Annotated in this window: 12 protein-coding genes; 8 read left to right on the top strand and 4 right to left on the bottom strand. The window is 42.3% G+C overall.

Features of this window, described 5'->3' with window-relative positions:
- Positions 1 to 356 precede the first annotated feature (356 nt).
- The 6 genes from LX64_RS12770 to pafA all read left to right on the top strand — a co-directional run bounded on the left by LX64_RS12770 (position 357) and on the right by pafA (position 9,837).
- Positions 357 to 953, top strand: coding sequence for an RNA polymerase sigma-70 factor (locus tag LX64_RS12770; RefSeq protein ID WP_111598036.1), 597 nt, complete (start codon positions 357 to 359; stop codon positions 951 to 953).
- Between the two features lie 62 nt (positions 954 to 1,015).
- Positions 1,016 to 1,999: a FecR family protein gene (locus LX64_RS12765; protein WP_111598035.1), complete on the top strand. Its 984-nt coding sequence runs from the start codon at positions 1,016 to 1,018 to the stop codon at positions 1,997 to 1,999.
- A gap of 119 nt (positions 2,000 to 2,118) precedes the next feature.
- Positions 2,119 to 5,385, top strand: a complete 3,267-nt coding sequence (locus LX64_RS12760; RefSeq protein ID WP_211324802.1) for a SusC/RagA family TonB-linked outer membrane protein — start codon at positions 2,119 to 2,121, stop codon at positions 5,383 to 5,385.
- Positions 5,386 to 5,397: 12 nt separating this feature from the next.
- The gene (locus tag LX64_RS12755; protein WP_111598033.1) at positions 5,398 to 6,867 is read left to right on the top strand and encodes a SusD/RagB family nutrient-binding outer membrane lipoprotein; all 1,470 of its coding nucleotides are present in this window, start codon (positions 5,398 to 5,400) and stop codon (positions 6,865 to 6,867) included.
- 18 nt (positions 6,868 to 6,885) lie between these two features.
- A complete protein-coding gene (locus LX64_RS12750; protein WP_111598032.1) occupies positions 6,886 to 8,217 on the top strand; it encodes a purple acid phosphatase family protein in 1,332 nt (443 codons plus the stop codon).
- 3 nt (positions 8,218 to 8,220) lie between these two features.
- Positions 8,221 to 9,837, top strand: a complete 1,617-nt coding sequence (gene pafA / locus LX64_RS12745; protein ID WP_111598031.1) for an alkaline phosphatase PafA — start codon at positions 8,221 to 8,223, stop codon at positions 9,835 to 9,837.
- A gap of 99 nt (positions 9,838 to 9,936) precedes the next feature.
- Here pafA and LX64_RS12740 read toward each other — a convergent pair whose 3' ends face one another.
- From LX64_RS12740 to LX64_RS12725, 4 genes are all read right to left on the bottom strand, one after another.
- Complete coding sequence (locus LX64_RS12740) at positions 9,937 to 10,638, bottom strand: Imm43 family immunity protein (protein ID WP_111598030.1); 702 nt, start codon at positions 10,636 to 10,638, stop codon at positions 9,937 to 9,939.
- A gap of 149 nt (positions 10,639 to 10,787) precedes the next feature.
- Positions 10,788 to 12,434, bottom strand: a complete 1,647-nt coding sequence (locus LX64_RS12735) for a DUF6138 family protein (RefSeq protein WP_111598029.1) — start codon at positions 12,432 to 12,434, stop codon at positions 10,788 to 10,790.
- A 128-nt stretch (positions 12,435 to 12,562) separates the two neighbouring features.
- Positions 12,563 to 13,258 carry a hypothetical protein gene (locus tag LX64_RS12730; RefSeq protein WP_148707305.1) on the bottom strand — a complete coding sequence of 232 codons (696 nt, stop codon included), beginning with the start codon at positions 13,256 to 13,258 and terminating at the stop codon, positions 12,563 to 12,565.
- A 23-nt stretch (positions 13,259 to 13,281) separates the two neighbouring features.
- Positions 13,282 to 14,913, bottom strand: coding sequence for a hypothetical protein (locus tag LX64_RS12725; protein WP_148707304.1), 1,632 nt, complete (start codon positions 14,911 to 14,913; stop codon positions 13,282 to 13,284).
- Between the two features lie 185 nt (positions 14,914 to 15,098).
- Here LX64_RS12725 and LX64_RS12720 point away from each other — a divergent pair, with 185 nt between their 5' ends.
- Together LX64_RS12720 and LX64_RS12715 are read left to right on the top strand one after the other, a co-directional pair.
- Positions 15,099 to 16,130, top strand: coding sequence for a helix-turn-helix domain-containing protein (locus LX64_RS12720; RefSeq protein WP_111598026.1), 1,032 nt, complete (start codon positions 15,099 to 15,101; stop codon positions 16,128 to 16,130).
- Between the two features lie 39 nt (positions 16,131 to 16,169).
- A complete protein-coding gene (locus tag LX64_RS12715) occupies positions 16,170 to 17,225 on the top strand; it encodes a hypothetical protein (RefSeq protein ID WP_148707303.1) in 1,056 nt (351 codons plus the stop codon).
- The last annotated feature ends 151 nt before the right edge of the window (positions 17,226 to 17,376 follow it).

Here is a 17,376-nt window from a genome sequence, read left to right as displayed (position 1 = left end):
TCGAGATAGGCAAGAGATAGGCTCAGGATAGGCTTACCCTAGGCAAAGGATAGGAAAACATACTTAAACTATCAAGAAAGCATAAGAAAATAAGCAGCCGCCAAACGAACACCCCCTATCCCAAACGCCCGGCACTATAGTACCCCCACTGCCCCATCATGGACCCGGTAAAACGTGCACGCAGTTCACTGCACGTTTTTCGCCTTTCTTTGGTTACTTTCTTTGGCGAGCAAAGAAAGTAACAACGATGGAATATATCCCACTTAACATTGCCGCTGCCAAGCAAAAACCCTCCATTTAATACTCCCTTAACATACCACCCCTATATTTGCCCCATTCAAAATAGTTACTACGCGATGACGACCGTTCCGCCAACTGAATTGCTATTACATGACTGGCTTACTGGAGATGATGTACAATTCAAACCGCTATTTGAGTATTATTTTCCGCGCCTTCAGCGATATGCGAAAGGATTTATAGAGGATCATGCGTTGCGTGAAGAATTAGTGATGAATGTTTTGCTAAAAGTATGGCAACAGAAAACACGTATTAGTAACGTACAAGATTTTGACAGGTACGTATTTACGATGATGCGCCATGAAGTAGTGAGCATGATGCGGAAAAAGAAAATGAACATCGACACTTTATCTGAAACTACTGAAGAAACTCCTGCGCTCGACAATATCAACGATACCATTCATTACCGCGAGCTATTGTCGCGTTATCGTCAATGCCTCGACAAACTTCCCCCGCGCCGCCGCGAAGCATTTATACTCAACCGCGAGAAAGGATTGAGTTACGCTGAAATTGCGTCGATCTTAAACGTGAGCATTTTTACGGTACAGAATCATATTGCTTCTTCCTTGAAATTTATGCGTACAGAGTTAGAAGAGTATGCAGATTTCTTACCTGTAATTACTGTTATATCCGTTTCAATGTTAACTGTATATTAATTCAAATTTTCGAATAGTTTGATCATATAGCTGTTAGCGTCTTTTATGATGAACACATTTTTATGACGGATCATCAAATCGACAAACAAACGCTGGTTGCCTATTTCGAAGGGAAGATAGTGGACATGGCATTAAAGCAACATGTAGAAGACTACATTGCTGCAGATGCAAACCCACTTTTCGTACAGGCCTGTATGCAAACTGCATGGGAGCAAACGATACATAATAGTGAAACGGTTAGCAGCCAGGCGGATTGGGATACATTCAGTGTACTAGCCGGTATTCGTACCCACAAAAAAACAAGTATACGTTTTACGTGGGCAGCAGCAGCCGCTTTGCTGGTATTAATTGGTGTATCTACCCTTTATTTCACACAACAACCATCTACACATACTGCTACCACTTTAGCATGGCAAACAATTACCGCTACTCCAACTACACAGCGAGTTGTACAACTTGCCGATGGCTCCGAGTTGGTGTTATATCCAGGTTCTTCCGTTCGCTTCAACAACGAATACAATCAAACCTCCCGCGAAATATTCCTCGATGGCCGTGCATACTTCAACATTGCACCGGTGGCTAACAAGCCGTTCTTTGTCCGTAGTGGCAATTATACAACAGAAGTACTAGGTACATCTTTCGAAATATTCGAACAACGGAATCGGCGTGCATTGGCGGTAACGCTGGTATCGGGTAAAGTGCGTGTTTTGGATAAATCGCAACATCCCCTCAAGGAATTACAACCCGACCAGCAATTGGTGGTAAATACAGACAATGAACAATTTGCTGTTGCGGATGTGAGTGCTCATAATCTAATGGCGTGGACGAGTGGACATTTGAATTTCGAGCAAGTGGTATTAGAAGATGTATGTAGAGATATTGCCACTTGGTATGGCATTCCAATCAATATTCACAATAAAAGCCTTGCGCGCAAGCGTATAACGGCTGGTTTTGATCATGTACCGCTGGAAACGGTGATGACGATACTCTCTCAAACTGCCGGTTTCACTTATAAAGCAGTGAATGGACACATCGATATCTATTAAGGGATCACATAAAAAAACGCCCTGCTGCTACAGGGCGCTTCATGCAACTGACCGGTTTATCAGTCAAGTAACAAGGTACGCAGGCGTGAACCACCTGCAATGAATTCAACTGTAAAATAATGAAAACATTTTTAACGCGTCGATTCTTGATGCTCATTTTCCTATTAACGACCTGCGCCCGGTTAATGGCACAGCAAGTTTTGGACAAGTCCATCAACTTCAAAGGCAGTACCATTACGGTACAGCAGTTTATCCAGCAGGTAAAAGCGCAACAATCTTTGCAATTTACCTTCGATGAGGAAGTGAATGCTCAATTCACGAAAACCGTCCGCATCCGCAAAAATACTGCTTCTTTGAAAGAAGCACTCGATTGGCTTGCAAGCGACGCGAATATCCAATGTCGTATTGTAAACAATTATGCAATTCTTAGCATGAAACCCGCACCTTCTCAAAAGAAGCAAGATGCTGCTGCTACAATACCGGCTGCTAACGAGATACCGGCACCCTCTACCAAAAACCTCGGTGAAGTAGTGGTAACGGCTTTGGGTATCAAGAAAAGTGAACGCAACATCGGGTATGCTATCAGTCAATTATCGTCTAAAGATGTGAGCGATGTACCACAAACCAATGTTATGAACAGCTTAGCCGGTCGTGTACCAGGCGTAAGCATCCGTGCAACCGGTTCTGATCCGGGATCGAGCGTGATGGTAACAATCCGTGGACAATCTTCTATCAGCAAAGACAACCAACCATTATACGTGATTGACGGTGTACCTGTTGCCCCGGCTATTCAAAACCCGGCGCAAGCGGTAGATGGCAAACAAACCATCGACTATGGCTCCCCGATCAGTGATATTTCTGCTGATGATATTGCTAGCATTACGGTATTAAAAGGTGCGAGTGCCGCTGCTTTGTATGGTAGCCGCGCGGGTTCTGGTGTCATCCTAATTACCACGAAATCGGGTGCTGCTAAAAAAGGATTGGGCGTGAGCTTTAATTCTACTGCTATGTTCGACCAAGCATATATGTTTCCGCATTTTCAAAATGAATTCGGTTCTGGTGACTGGTATGGTACCGACAATACTTTAAGCACGGGTGCTTGGGGTCCGAAATTGAATAATGGGCTGAAATATGTACAGTGGAACAGTCCTTTAGATGCGAACGGTAAACCTATTCCATTGGAGTGGAAGTCGTTCCCTAACCGTGTAAAAGATTTCTTCCGTACGGGTCAAACTTTTACGAACAACATCGCTGTTTCGAAAAGTGGTGATGCTGGTAACTTCCGTATTTCGTATGCGAACATGCAAAACCAAGGTATTGTGCCGAATACGGATATGAAGCGTGATAACTTAACGTTTTCTGGTACGTACCATATGAACAAGTCCATTCATGTAAGTACGAACTTGGCGTATACGAACAACCGTAGTAAAAACCGTCCTTCTGCCTATACCGAAAGCGTAACCATGCAAGTATATAAATTAACGCCGAACGTTGATATTAATGCTTTGCGTAATTACTGGGTACCGGGGAAAGAAGGTTTGCAACAATACAACCCATATAGCACAGACGACAATCCTTATTTGATTGCTTATGAAGAAACGAATAGCTATACGCGTAACCGCATAACGGGCAACGTGCAGTTAACGTTTGATTTGAGAAAAGACTTATCGTTGATGTTACGTACAGGATTGGATTACTACGCTTTACAAGAAGATCAAAGAAGACCTTTTTCTGCTAAAAGAAACCCTAAAGGTGCGTATGTATTAGAAAACGACCATTTCAAAGAGCAAAACAGCGACTTCTTATTAACCTACAAACCGGCGCTAGAGAATAAATTCAAAGTGTCGGTAGCTGTGGGTGGTAACAGGATGGATCAACAAAGTCAATCTAATCAACAATCTACTGCCAGCTTAACACTACCAGGCGTTTACAATTTATCGAATGCAGCCGCGGGTTCTATTATCAATGCGCAAGGTAGTTCCCGTAAAAGAATTAATAGCTTGTATGGTATGGGCGAGGTGAGTTATGATAATGCTTTGTTCTTAAACTTAACAGCACGTAACGACTGGTCTTCTACCCTTCCTAAAGCAAACAATTCTTACTTCTACCCATCTGTTTCGATGAGCGCGATCCTGTCGGATTTATTAAATATTAGATGGAGAGAATTATCCTATTTGAAATTACGCGCGAACTGGTCGCAAGTTGGTTCTGATACCGATCCATATTCTTTATACAATACTGTTCCTTTCGATACCGATTGGGGTAGTGTAAAACGTGCTACGATCAGCTTCAGCCAAAAGAACAGTCAACTGAAACCCGAAATCGCTACTTCTTACGAAGCAGGTGTAGATGCAAGTTTCTTCAATAACCGCGTAGGATTCAATGTTACTTGGTATAAAACCAACAACCGCAACCAAATTATCCAAGTACCTACCACTATTGCATCTGGTGCTAGTACCATGTTGATTAACGCGGGTAACATCCAAAATAGTGGCTGGGAAGTAGGTTTGAATTTAGTACCTGTGCATGCAAATGGTTTTACATGGAAATCTGATGTAAACTTTACGAAAAACACGAATAAAGTAATTGAATTAACACCGGCAGTTACTAGCTACATGCTAGGTAGCACCGATGGTTCGAACATCCAGTACTTAATTAAAGAAGGTACAAAAATGGGCGATTTCTATTCAAGAAGCTGGGTAAAGGTGAAAGAAGGTCCTTATGCCGGCCAGGCTTTATTAAACAGCAATGGTTTGCAACAACAGGATGCTGATTTCGTGAAAATTGGTAACTACAATCCCGATTTCATGGTAAGTTTCAATAACAACTTCCATTACAAAAACTTTACCGCCAACTTTTTGATCGATTGGAGACAAGGTGGTCAATACTACTCTTATGTAGCGAAAAGCTTGATTCAAGATGGGCGTACAACGAATACCTTATTTGGTCGTGATAAAGCGCATGGTGGTTTAGAATGGACAGACGCCAACGGCGTAAAACGTGAAGACGGTATGATTATGCCGGGTGTGATTGCAAATGCAGATGGCAGCTATAGACCGAATGATGTGATAATTGACGCAGCGACTTACTACGATAACAAATACTGGAAATATTACGAAAACGAAACCTACAGCGCTACTTATGTAAAATTGAAAGAAGTAAGTATTACGTATGCATTTGGTAAGCAAGTTATGAGAAAATTACCATTCATCAGCAACCTATCGCTTTCTGTAATCGGTAACAACTTGTACACATGGACGAAAGCGAATAATGGCTACGATCCAGAAATTACCATGAGCTTGTCGAGCCAACGTTACCAAGGTGTTGGTCATTGGACCTTACCGGGTACACGTTCATACGGTGTAAAACTCAGCTGTAACTTTTAATCATCAACAACAATGAAACCATCTCAAATATTTTACGGCTTTTTAACAGCCCTTACCCTTACAGGATGCACGAAAGACTTCGAAAGCATAAATACGAACCCGAATGCGCCTTCAGAAACAAGACCTGAGTACCATTTAACGGAAGCCATTACACAAACAGCTTACGCGTATGCTGAAAATGGTTTCACGAGAAGGCCGGCAGCATTGGGGCGTTATATTACCCTCATCCGTAACAACGATTACGAATTGTTCCGTTGGACTTCCGTGGATTGGAATGATATTTATTCCCGCGCCATGATCATCAAAACATTACAACAAGAAGCCACGGTTACCAAGCAACCGGCTTATGTATCGGCAGCGAAGATTTTAATGGCTTTTAACATGCAATACTTAACCGACTTGTATGGTGATGCGCCGTATTCTAAAGCCTTGCAATCGGTAGAGAACGGTAATATCAAACCTTCGTACGATCGCCAAGAAGATATTTACAAAAACTTATTGGTGGTATTGAAAGAAGCGAATGCTGAATTAAAATCGAATGGCACAGGCATTGACGCAGGTGCAGATGCGATGTTTAAGGGCGATGCGTTGAAATGGAGAAAGTTAGCCAACTCGTTACGTTTGAGAATGCTCACCCGGGCGGCTAAGAATTACCCAACAGCATATACTGAAATCCAAGAAATCATCAACAACAAAGAAGAATACCCTATCATGGAAAGCAACGCGGATAACGCGGAAGTGGTGTACTTGGGTGTGAAGAAAGATGATAGCTGGGCAGGTGGACCATTGAACATGATTGACAATGATTTCTTAAAAACCAAAGCCAGCAAAGAGTTGGTAGACGCACTGATAGCCCGTAATGATCCAAGACTTGAATTGTGGATAGCACCGGTAGCTAGTACAACGGGGGCAACTGTAGATAGCCGTCAATATGTAGGTATCCCGCATGCCGTAGTAAACCCAGCAGATTACAACGGTGGTGAAACACATCAATCTACCCTTTCCAGCTACTTCCGCCAGAACAAACCCACCACGTTAAAAGCGAGCTTGATGGTATATTCTGAAGTAGCCTTTATTATCGCGGAAGCCATGCAACGTAATAAAATTACTGTAGGTGGCAGCTCGGCTGAAACGTTCTACAATAAAGGCATCGAGGCATCAATGGAGTATTACGGTTTAACGAGCGAGGCAGCTAAACGCAACTATTATGCGCAAGCGATCGTGAAATACAATGGTACGTTAGAGCAAGTAATGACACAAAAATGGTTGGCCATGACCTTCAAAGGTTCCGAAGGTTGGTTCGATTTTAGAAGAACGGGCTTCCCTGCATTTGTAGTAGGGCCAATGGCTTTCCAAAAGACCTTCCCTGTACGTTATGCATGGCCGGTATCTGAGCAAAACGTGAACCTCGACAATTACAAAGCAGCCATCAAAGTATTTGGTGCAGATGACATTAATACTAAAATGTGGTTATTGCAATAACATAACAATTCATCGAACATGGAAAAGAAAATAGCAGGCAGAAGAAAATTTTTAACCGGTTTGATGAAGGCTGGCGCGTTGCTCCCACTTACGGGAGCCGCCGGCCTTGTTAAAGCCGCTACTCCTAATAGCCTTATAGGCACAGCTGTTACCGATACACCGGGCGTTTATACCGCTGGAAGCATACCCGATAGGGTTATTCTTACGATTACGAAAGATCCCGCTACGATGGCCTCCTTCAATTGGCGTACGGGCAACCAAGTGAATAATACATTCATTGAATATACCGCTGCAGATGCGAAACCGGAATTTGCGAAAAATGTAATTCGTGTAGCCGCTACGAGCGAGGCATTTTCATTTGGAGAATTACATGTTAACCAACATACGGTAGCCTTAAGTGGTTTGCAGCCGAATACTTTGTATACGTACCGAGTTGGATCGGATAATGGCTGGAGTGAATGGCTACAGTTTACAACGGCGTCGCAGCAAACAGGGAAAGTATCCTTTATTTATTTGGGGGATGCGCAGGTGGGGATTCGCCCTTTCTGGAGCCGTGTTATCCGTAAAGCGTATGCGCAGTTGCCGGAAGCAGCGTTAATTATTCACGCAGGTGATTTAGTCAACAAAGCGAACAACGACGATGAATGGGGACAATGGTTCGAGGCCGGTAACTTTATTCACGGTAGTATTCCTAGCATGGTAACACCGGGTAACCACGAGTACACGCACGAAGATGGGCTACCGCATTTATCGGTGTTTTGGAAGAAGCAATTCTCATTGCCTGCAAATGGAACAGGGAATGCCGATTTAGAAGGTTCTGTTTTCTATGCAGATGTACAAGGAGTGCGTTTTATTTCACTCAATACCATGATGTTGGAAGAAGCCACCTCCGATGCTTTGATTACTGCGCAGAAAGAATGGTTGGAAACAACCTTGAAAAACAACCCGCACCAATGGACAGTGGTAACGATGCATCACCCTGTTTTTTCGACCAAGAAAGGTCGTTATAACGAAAAAGTGAGAGCGCATTTGAAACCCATTTTCGATCAATACAAAGTTGACATCGTATTGCAAGGGCACGACCATGCATATGGTAGAGGCATGATGAAAGTAGCACCCTATGGTACCGCCTATGTTGTTTCTGTGAGTGGATCTAAGATGTACGAGCATGAGAAAATGGAATGGGCGGATATTGTAGCGGGGCATTTACAGATGTACCACTTGGTATCGATAGATCAGCAGCAATTACAGTTTCGTTCTTACTTAGCTACGGGTGAATTATTTGATTCGTTTACCTTGGTGAAACGAAAAAATAAGACGAACAAGTTTGTTGAAGGTATCAAAGGCTAGCATATGCAATTATGTAAAATATTATTGCTGGCTGCCTTGGCGGCCAGTAACGTGGTAGGAGCGCAAACATTACCGCGTCCGAAGTTAGTAGTGGGTATAATGGTTGACCAGATGCGTTGGGATTATTTATACCGCTATTATGATCGTTATGGGAAAACGGGCTTTAAACGATTGCTACAGGAAGGATTTAGTTGCGAAAACACAATGATTAACTATGTGCCTTCTGTAACAGCAGTGGGGCACGCTTCTGTGTACACAGGTTCAATTCCGGCCGTGCATGGTATTATTGGGAATGATTGGTATGAAAGAAAGTTGCAAAAGAACGTGTATTGCGTGTATGATTCAACGGAGGCTTCAGTGGGAAGGAATGTGGATGGCAAAGGTAGCATGTCGCCCCGGCATATGTTGAGTACTACGGTGGGTGATGAATTGCGCATGGGAACAGGGTTTAAGAGTCGTGTAGTGGGGATAGCCTTGAAAGACCGCGCAGCAGTATTACCGGCCGGTCATTCGGCGAATGCCGCCTTTTGGTTTGATCATGCAAGTGGGAACTTTATAAGTAGTACCTATTATATGGACAGCTTACCTCGATGGGCTGTTGACTTCAACAACGAGAAACGACCTGCGAAATATATACAACAAGATTGGCAAACGCTTTATCCTATTAACACGTACACTGCCAGTACAGCAGATAACAAATATTATGAAGTAACCATCGACGGTGAAGAAAAACCCGTGTTCAAGCATACCTTCACAAAAGGCAAAGATTATGATAACCTCACGTATTCTCCCCTTGGCAATACCTTGACTTTCGATTTTGCCAAAGCAGCGATTACAGGCTACGAATTGGGCAAAACTGCCACTGATCTATTAGCCGTAAGCTTCTCTACACCCGATATTGCGGGGCATTCCTTTGGTCCGAACGCAATAGAAATGGAGGACATGTATTTGCGTTTGGATATTGAACTGGGGCATTTCCTTACTTGGTTGGATAATCGTTATGGGAAAGGCAACTACTTGGTGTTTTTAACCGCGGATCATGGAGCAATTAACTCACCGGGGTTCTTGCAGGAGAACAAATTACCAGCCTTGCCGGAGAAGCTGTCGAAGATCGCCGTATTGAATGAAAGTATCAGGCAAACCTTTGGTATAGAGAAAGCGATATTGTCTGATGCCGGTGGCCAATTGTACATGGACACCGCGGCCATTAACAGAAGTGGTGTTTCGTATGATAAAGTGGAGCAATTGATGGTTGGCAAACTACGTTCCTTCGCAGGTATTGCCGACGCTGTGAATATAGAAAAAATCCAAGCGGGCTATCTCCCCCAGCCTTTCAATGCGATGTTCATCAATGGCTGGCATGCTAAACGTGGTGGCGATATATTCGTAGTGCCGGGGCCGGGCGTAAAGAATGGTAGCATGATGGGCACTACCCATGGCACTATGTACCCATACGACACGCATATTCCCTTGCTATGGTTTGGTTGGAATATTACACCAGGCAAAAGCTATAAAACAACTAACATAACAGATATCGCACCTACCCTCAGCGCATTATTACATATTCAAATGCCGAGTGGTACAACAGGGCAAGTAATTGAAGAAGTGATGAAAAAGTAAATTCCTACATCCCAATACACCTTGATTTGTAAGCGCCTTGGCAACAGGGCGCTTTTATTGTTACTATCCGTGTGGGCGATTGGATAAGGTAGTATGTGATTATGCTTTTAGGAGTAGATCGTTCTCGAAAGGCAAGATACTCCAATTATGCTGGTTGTTAAATACGAATGGGAATTCCTCTGCGGGATACAGTGCTGGGTAGTGGAATTGTTGCAAAGCTTTTCGCGCAGCTTGGGCAGTGAATATAAGTGTATTGAGGTAACAGAAATTTTGGAGTGCAAATACTTGCTGCGAGGTGGGATTATTGAGTTGCAAACCAGGATACAAGAAATGGCCTTGCAAACCGGCGGCGCGTTTCTTAGTATCAACGGGGAAGTCGAACGATGCATCATTGAATTGTCCAAATCGAAGTGCATAATATGTATCGTTTGTTAGCGCTTCTCCGGCTTCATTGATGATGTGTAAGGTTGCTATTTCGTAGTGTTCTTCCGTTAAACCGGCTTCTTGTATAAAAGTTAAGAACCCTGCCGATACCAGCTTCACACCTTGTGCATAATCGTAGTAATCGAATTTAATGGGATCTTTTAATTTACGGGTCACTACGAGGTACATGCTACTGGGGAATTGATACATCTCTTCCGGGGGAAATGGCATAGTATGGATATTGAATTGCTTCCATGGTTGACCGGGCATTAACTTGGGTTTCTTCGGATCGAATGACAGCTTAAGGATGGTATCGTCTTTTGCTGGGTAACCGGTTGGAAGCTGGGTGCGGTTAAACCATATGAATAGTTTTTCCATGCGATGTGGTTTGGGTGTAAAAACAATAATAAATTTAGGCAATCTATAGCATAAAAAATATGCTAAGTTAAAATAGTACTATGCGCATGCTTCATGTTGATATAGAAAGTCGCCATGAAGCGACCTTCTAATAAAATAACTTTCAAACCTCAATCTTTCAGTACACTCACTAACCCCAATAAAGCCGGGGCTGCATCTTTTTTCTTGGCCTTTTGTTTCAGCTTAGCAACATCACCCCAAATCATCGAAACAATATGTGCTTGTTCGTAATCTTCCATACCGGTGATTAGTTGCTGTAAGGCTGTTATATTCTCGGTTGTTTCGAATTGCGCAAACAGTTTAGGCGGTCGCATCTCTTGGCAAGCCATCATACAGTTTACTAATGTAGGAATGGTTGTAGGTGTAACGCCGTATTGTTCTGCCCAAGCAATGGTGAAATGATTTTGTACAGATTGATGTTCTTCATCGACTTGTTCCATGTATTGCTTCACCAAATCGAAATAAGCAGGTGAAGCGAGGGCTAATCCAAAAACAGCGTATGTGCCGGGCATAGCACAATATTCGTCTGCGGCATCATCATACCATTCATATTCTAGCATAGCCGTAGTAGCATACTTCGCTAGCAAAGGATGCAATTCGGGATATTGCAAAGCATTTGCAAAGAACTGGTGAGTAGGCGTTTTACCTAGCTTTTTAATGGGTAAAACATGCTTGCTCTTTGCCTTTAATTGTATGCTGTAGCTACGGGGGAATCCATTTTCCAACAACCCAATTATATATTGTAACGCCGTTTGGTAGGCCTCCATTTTCTCTTGCAAAATGTGTATTTGTATCGTACCAAAAGTATCATTTGCTGTACATTTTACATCTTTGGTAACGATAGCCTCAAATTTACCACTCCCCGATTGCAACATAATAGGCGCGGTTTTGCTGCCCAATTGCCCGGCTAGTTTTATGAACTCGATACCTGTTGAACGCATGTAATTTGCTTCATGACGAATTACCTTTCCAGCAGTAAATAATACTAATTCCAGCAATGCTGGATCGGGCAAAGGATGATGGGGTTGTAAGGTATATATAGTATTGCTGAATTCCTCTTTTTGGATATTGAAGTAGAGTGGCAAGAATGTTTCTTCCACCCAATTCCGCAAAGCCTGGATGAAAGTACGGCGATGCTCTTGTTGCGCTGTTGGGTTCTCTTTGTTTAAAGCCAAGATGCGTTCATAGATGAACATTATTTCGGTAGGCAGAATTTTGCCGTATAAAGCAGGATTCAGCAGGTGACGCGATAGGAAAAAGGTATCCAATTCCTTCGTTGGATATTCGCCATCCACCACCTTACTAGCGATGTATTGTTCAACAATATTTTGCAGTTTGGCTTGTTTGGGTACGCTGGTGTGTTCAAATAAAGTAGTGGTACGCTTTTGCGAACCGGCACCAATGGTACCAATTGCTGTATAGTTAAAATCCAATACCGCGTTCTCATCAAACACAACAATCATCTCCTCCATGGCTTTCAACCACAATGCATCCAAAGCCCGCCATTCTTCTTCAGTAAAGGATAATTGTTCATCACGCACAGGTATGATTAAATCTGGTCCACCAAAATCTAAGTCGGTCGAGAACAGCTTCAACTTACCATGCGCATATTCGAAGCGTGTAAAGGAAAAAATGCCCACTTGTAAAGGTGAACGCTTGATAATTTCTGGCGGGTTGCGTTTGAGTTCCAATCTTACTATTAGCTCTTTAATCCCGGCTACAATCTCGCTAACGATGGTTTCTATGGCTTTATTCATGTGTTTTCCGATATGGGCGTAACAATTCAAAACGGCAAGATAAAAGTATTTTATTTACAACCCGTCAATTCCACGAGCGTCATCAAAAAATATGCATAAAAAAGCTGGAGGTGATCCAGCTTTTTTTATTATCTCCTAATCGTTACATCAAAAGAAACGATATGCGTTTTATCGGTATAATCTCGCACTTTCACATCGCAACCTGCAATATGCATCACCCGTTGCGCATCGCGGTATACCAATATCTTACCTTCATACGAAGTATAACCTTGCGGTAAGAAAATGATCAATTCCGCTTCTTTGGGATCGCCCCAAACATTGGCATTCAAATTATATACACCTTCCTCGATTGTTGTACGGTTAAAGAAGAATATTTTCAACCGACTGTAATGTTCTACCACTACTTGGTTGAAGCCGGGGGATAGTTGCATGTACAAATCATACAAGGTTGGACCAGCTTGGGGTCCTGCCGTGTTGATATCTACATTACAAGCAGGTTCAATAGCACCTACTATTACACTATCCGACTTTGCAGAAAAATTACACCCGGTATTTGTTGCAATGGTTACATAATAATATCCTGCACTGGATGCCCGTACATTTGGAACAATTGGCTCAGCGTCATTCGACACGAAATTGTTCGGTCCGTGCCAATAGTAGCTATAAATATCACTAGGTGCACCTTCAACACGTAAGTGGAGTGAATCGCCCATAGCCACTGTATTCTTCTTAACAACCAGCTGCACACCAGTTGGACAGCTATTATCTTTCACACAACTTGCCATGATAATGGCACCTATTAAAACAATAAATATATTTCTCATAACTGAATGATCTTGTAATTGAATTAACTTTTACCTCCGAAGATGAAACCAAATCCCATTTGCAGGTATACACTTTGAGAACCGTTTTTAATAGCGGGACCAGGGCGTTTACCTACTTCGAAATGTGTACGGAGACCGAAATTCGGCGTCCACATATTGAGGGCGGAGGCACCTACACGGTAGCCTATTTTACTAACAGGTGTTGATGATACATCCAAACGTTGTGGGAAATAATTAGTATTATAGCTGGCGCGTTGATCGCCTAAGTAGTGGTAGTATACGATATCTTGTATGTCAATTTTCTGGCCAATTAATGCGTCGATATAAATGTCGGTTTGTGAACGTACTTCGCGTTTACCTTTATAGCGATAGTCGGCTAATTGCACCTTTAAATCCCGGAATTTCGAGTATGCTAAACCCACTACAAGCGTGTTAGTTTTCATAGAACCCACTGCGTTCCCTAAATCTTGCGGTGTAAAAATGGTGGTTTTGTATTTACCGTGGTATGCCAATGGTGGAGTTGTATTGTTAAATTGCACGTCACCGGTGCTGGAACCTTTGATCATTTTTTGTTCGTAGCTGTAACCTACACGGCCCGTTATAGCCGTGCTTATTTTACCACGGAATTTACCGTATACAGTGGCAAAGCCGAGGTTTTTGAAACGTCCCCAACCTAATTGCATATGGTATTTCTTTTCTTGTTGCCAGCTAAACAAGGATGTTTTGGTGAGTACATCTATCCCTACCGCGTTATTGGTTACAGAAGGAATGCCTTTAGAAATACTAGAACTGCTAGCATTGGGCGCCTCAATATCACCTGCTACTTTGGCCATATCGAGATAGGCATAGTTATAGGTGGCATTTATTTGGAATAAACTTTTATAAGTATAGAAAGCAGTAATACCTGCACGCACATTCACGTTTAAGCTATTGATATCTGCCACGATAGGTGAAAGAATTACACCGTACAAGCCAGCATTTTGGGGTTCATTTCTAAGCACTGAATAATATACCGGGTCGCCATCGGCATAATCAATTCTACGATCAAATTTCTGATTGAGCGAAGACGAGTCGGGGCCTTTTGCTTTACGAACGGTATCCCAAGCAGGCGGGTTATAACATTGTAGATTGTAAACATCAATAGCATTCTTTAAATGCTTTTGCGATTTACTACTATGAACGAAACCAAGGATACTTCCCGTTAAGGCCGTTCCGAAACCAATATATGCGCCTGTTGCTTTTGCGCCATCGGTTTTACCGGCGATTAAACTTGTAGCCGTAATAGCCATACCTGCGCCGAATAGCGACCACATTTGTGCCTTACCCCTTCTTCGTTGAACAGCCATTTGTGCTACTTCAGCCCTTGCAGCCGCGCAGCGAGAAAAATAAGCGCGTAAAACATCTCCTTGCTTATCTATTTCTACCAAGCGCTTGTTGTTCACGCGAACATATTGCCTGAACGTTAAGAAATTACCAAACGAAGGATAATAGCCTTCCGTTTTATTATACCTCTCGAGATTTGTAACGAGCTCCAGTTTATTCGTGTTGTAAACTTTTTTGGCAGGTTTCGTGGTTGAATCGGTCGGCGCTTGTGCATGCGCAAAATAGGGAATAGTTAGTAGCAAGGCCACTAGCCACCTGTTACAATGATACATATAGTTTAGTATAGGTTAATTAATTCGGCGGCGAAGATATAAAAGTTTTGAAAGAATGCATAGCTATTTTCTTACATCTAAATAAAATAATGTAGTATGGAATCTTTGGCATCTTGCATCTTGTAGTATAAAAAACATTGTTACTATTTGAGTTTTGTTGTGGTGCTATTTTCTTGTTAGCGTGTATGCTTTACGTGCGGGTGAAGGGAACGAATGTGCTCGCCAACCGTTGGCTGGCCATTTTCTTTTTATTGGTAGGATGTGCGATGTTGGGCTGTATACTTGAAAACAATCCATCGGTAAAATCTTTTACATGGCTGATTCCATGGAGTGAGGCTACACGGTTTGTAATGGCACCTGCTTTGTATTTTTCTATTCAACACTTCGTACAAATACGCTATCAACCTGGTTGGCGCATGCTATTCCATTTTGTGCCAGCTTTGTTGTTTTTATTTGTATTGATGGGAGGAAGTGATTATTTACCCCGGGGCGCAGGACTATTTGTTTGGTTGGCTATTAAGTTGCAAATGGTGGCGTATTGGGTTGCGGGGATGATTCAATTACAACAGCATCAAAAACAAATACCATCCTTTTCCTCCAATACCGCTAAACATAGCTTAAAGTGGTTACAACATGTATTGTGGGGCATTGGCATCATGATGATCACGCAAATCACTACATCCTTCTTTCCGATCCTTCACCACCCTTCCGTATACCTCGTGTATTTACTAGCTACTTACACAACGGGGTATTTTGCATTACAACAAGCACCTATTTACAAAGATGTACCATTCGCACTTGTCCATAATATACAACCAACAGTTCAAGCACCTACCCCACGCATCCAAACCGTAGATGAATTGCCATTGAAAGAAAAACTATTACAATGCATGATAGTTGACAAGCTCTTCACAATACCATCCATTACCGCGTTAGAACTCGCACAAAAGATGGATATCACGGTACATGAATTATCCTATTTACTGAACCAAGTTGTAGGACAAAACTTCTACCAATTCATCAATCATTACCGCGTAGAAGAAGCGAAACGATTATTACGATCGGCCGATCATCAGCATATCAATATTTTATCAATCGGTTTCGAAGCAGGTTTCAATTCTAAAACGGCCTTTAATAATACCTTTAAAAAAGCAACAGGTAGTACGCCCACAGCGTATCGACAACTTGTTGTACACATGGCTCCAAGTGAACAGTAAAACCTTCTACCCTGCATAGTATTGTGAAAAATCAATGTTATGACATCACTTATGAAAGGAAAAATTTTATTGGCAGCAACGCTTACCGGGGTTATGGGCGCGTTTGCTTGCTACCGGGTATTGGCGCGGTATATTACAATTTCCCCGGCGCCTGTAAATTGGGGCATTTGCCTTGTATTCATGTTTGTTCCACTCGTGTATACGCTGATTAACATCCGTAAAGCAAGTACTTTATCCTTATTGCAAACCCTACTGGTTTTTATTGTAGCGTATGATATATATTCTTTCGGTTGCCAAAAAATAGCCGGGTTACAAATGGTAGTACCCCTGGGCTTTTTAGATCACCCTTTCAACAAGCTGGATGGAGAAACACTTACATGGGCCTACTTTAGGCGATCGTACCCGTTTACGGTAACAATTGGTATAGCGCAGATCACTTGTGCATTGATGTTACTTCTAAAAAGAACGCGGTTGTTGGGGTTGATTATGTTGATACCCATTTTGCTTAATATTATCTTCATCGATTACTTTTACCATTTGCATATTTGGGTATTGCTGCAAGCTGCATTATTAATGACTTGCGTAATTTACCTGCTCTCACAATACTTCCCACAATTAAGAACCTTCTTCTTTGTAACCGCACCCACTTTGTTTACCTTACCTATTGGCAAACCTGTACACTGGGTTGCTAGTAGTATAGTGGTTGTAATACCCCTATTTTTGCTGATGAATTACCAATTCCCGGGGAAGCATCCCAATATGTGGAGTAAGTACCAAGTAACAGCATTAAGAGTAAATGGCATACCCCAACAAGCCAACTCGCCCTACGATAGTGTACTTACTACCATTTATATGGATATGGGCGACGACTTTGTTATGGAATTCAATCATTACGACAGGCGGTTTATAGGCAATTTCCAATTCAACCCAAAATCACATGATATTAAAACGAAGTGGCGTTACCCTTCACCATTACCCGCTCCTTTACAAGGAAGCTTAATACCCATAGAGAGCAGCCGCAATTTCACATTTAGTGGTACCCTAGGGGTCGATTCAATCCAAATGCTGCTCATATATACACCGGAACCAAAATAGTAATTCCATAAAGTAATACGCCCTTAGCCTTATTAGGGCGTATTGCGTCTTAGGAATGTAGTATACTTACTGTTTTCCTATAACTTGCCTTATACGACATCATAACGAGTAGCTAGCTTCCATGTAGTTTCTAAGTAGATTCCATGTGGTT

It is taken from the genome of Chitinophaga skermanii (assembly GCF_003259335.1).
Lineage (GTDB): Bacteria > Bacteroidota > Bacteroidia > Chitinophagales > Chitinophagaceae > Chitinophaga > Chitinophaga skermanii.
This window is presented reverse-complemented; position numbering and strand designations above follow the sequence as displayed.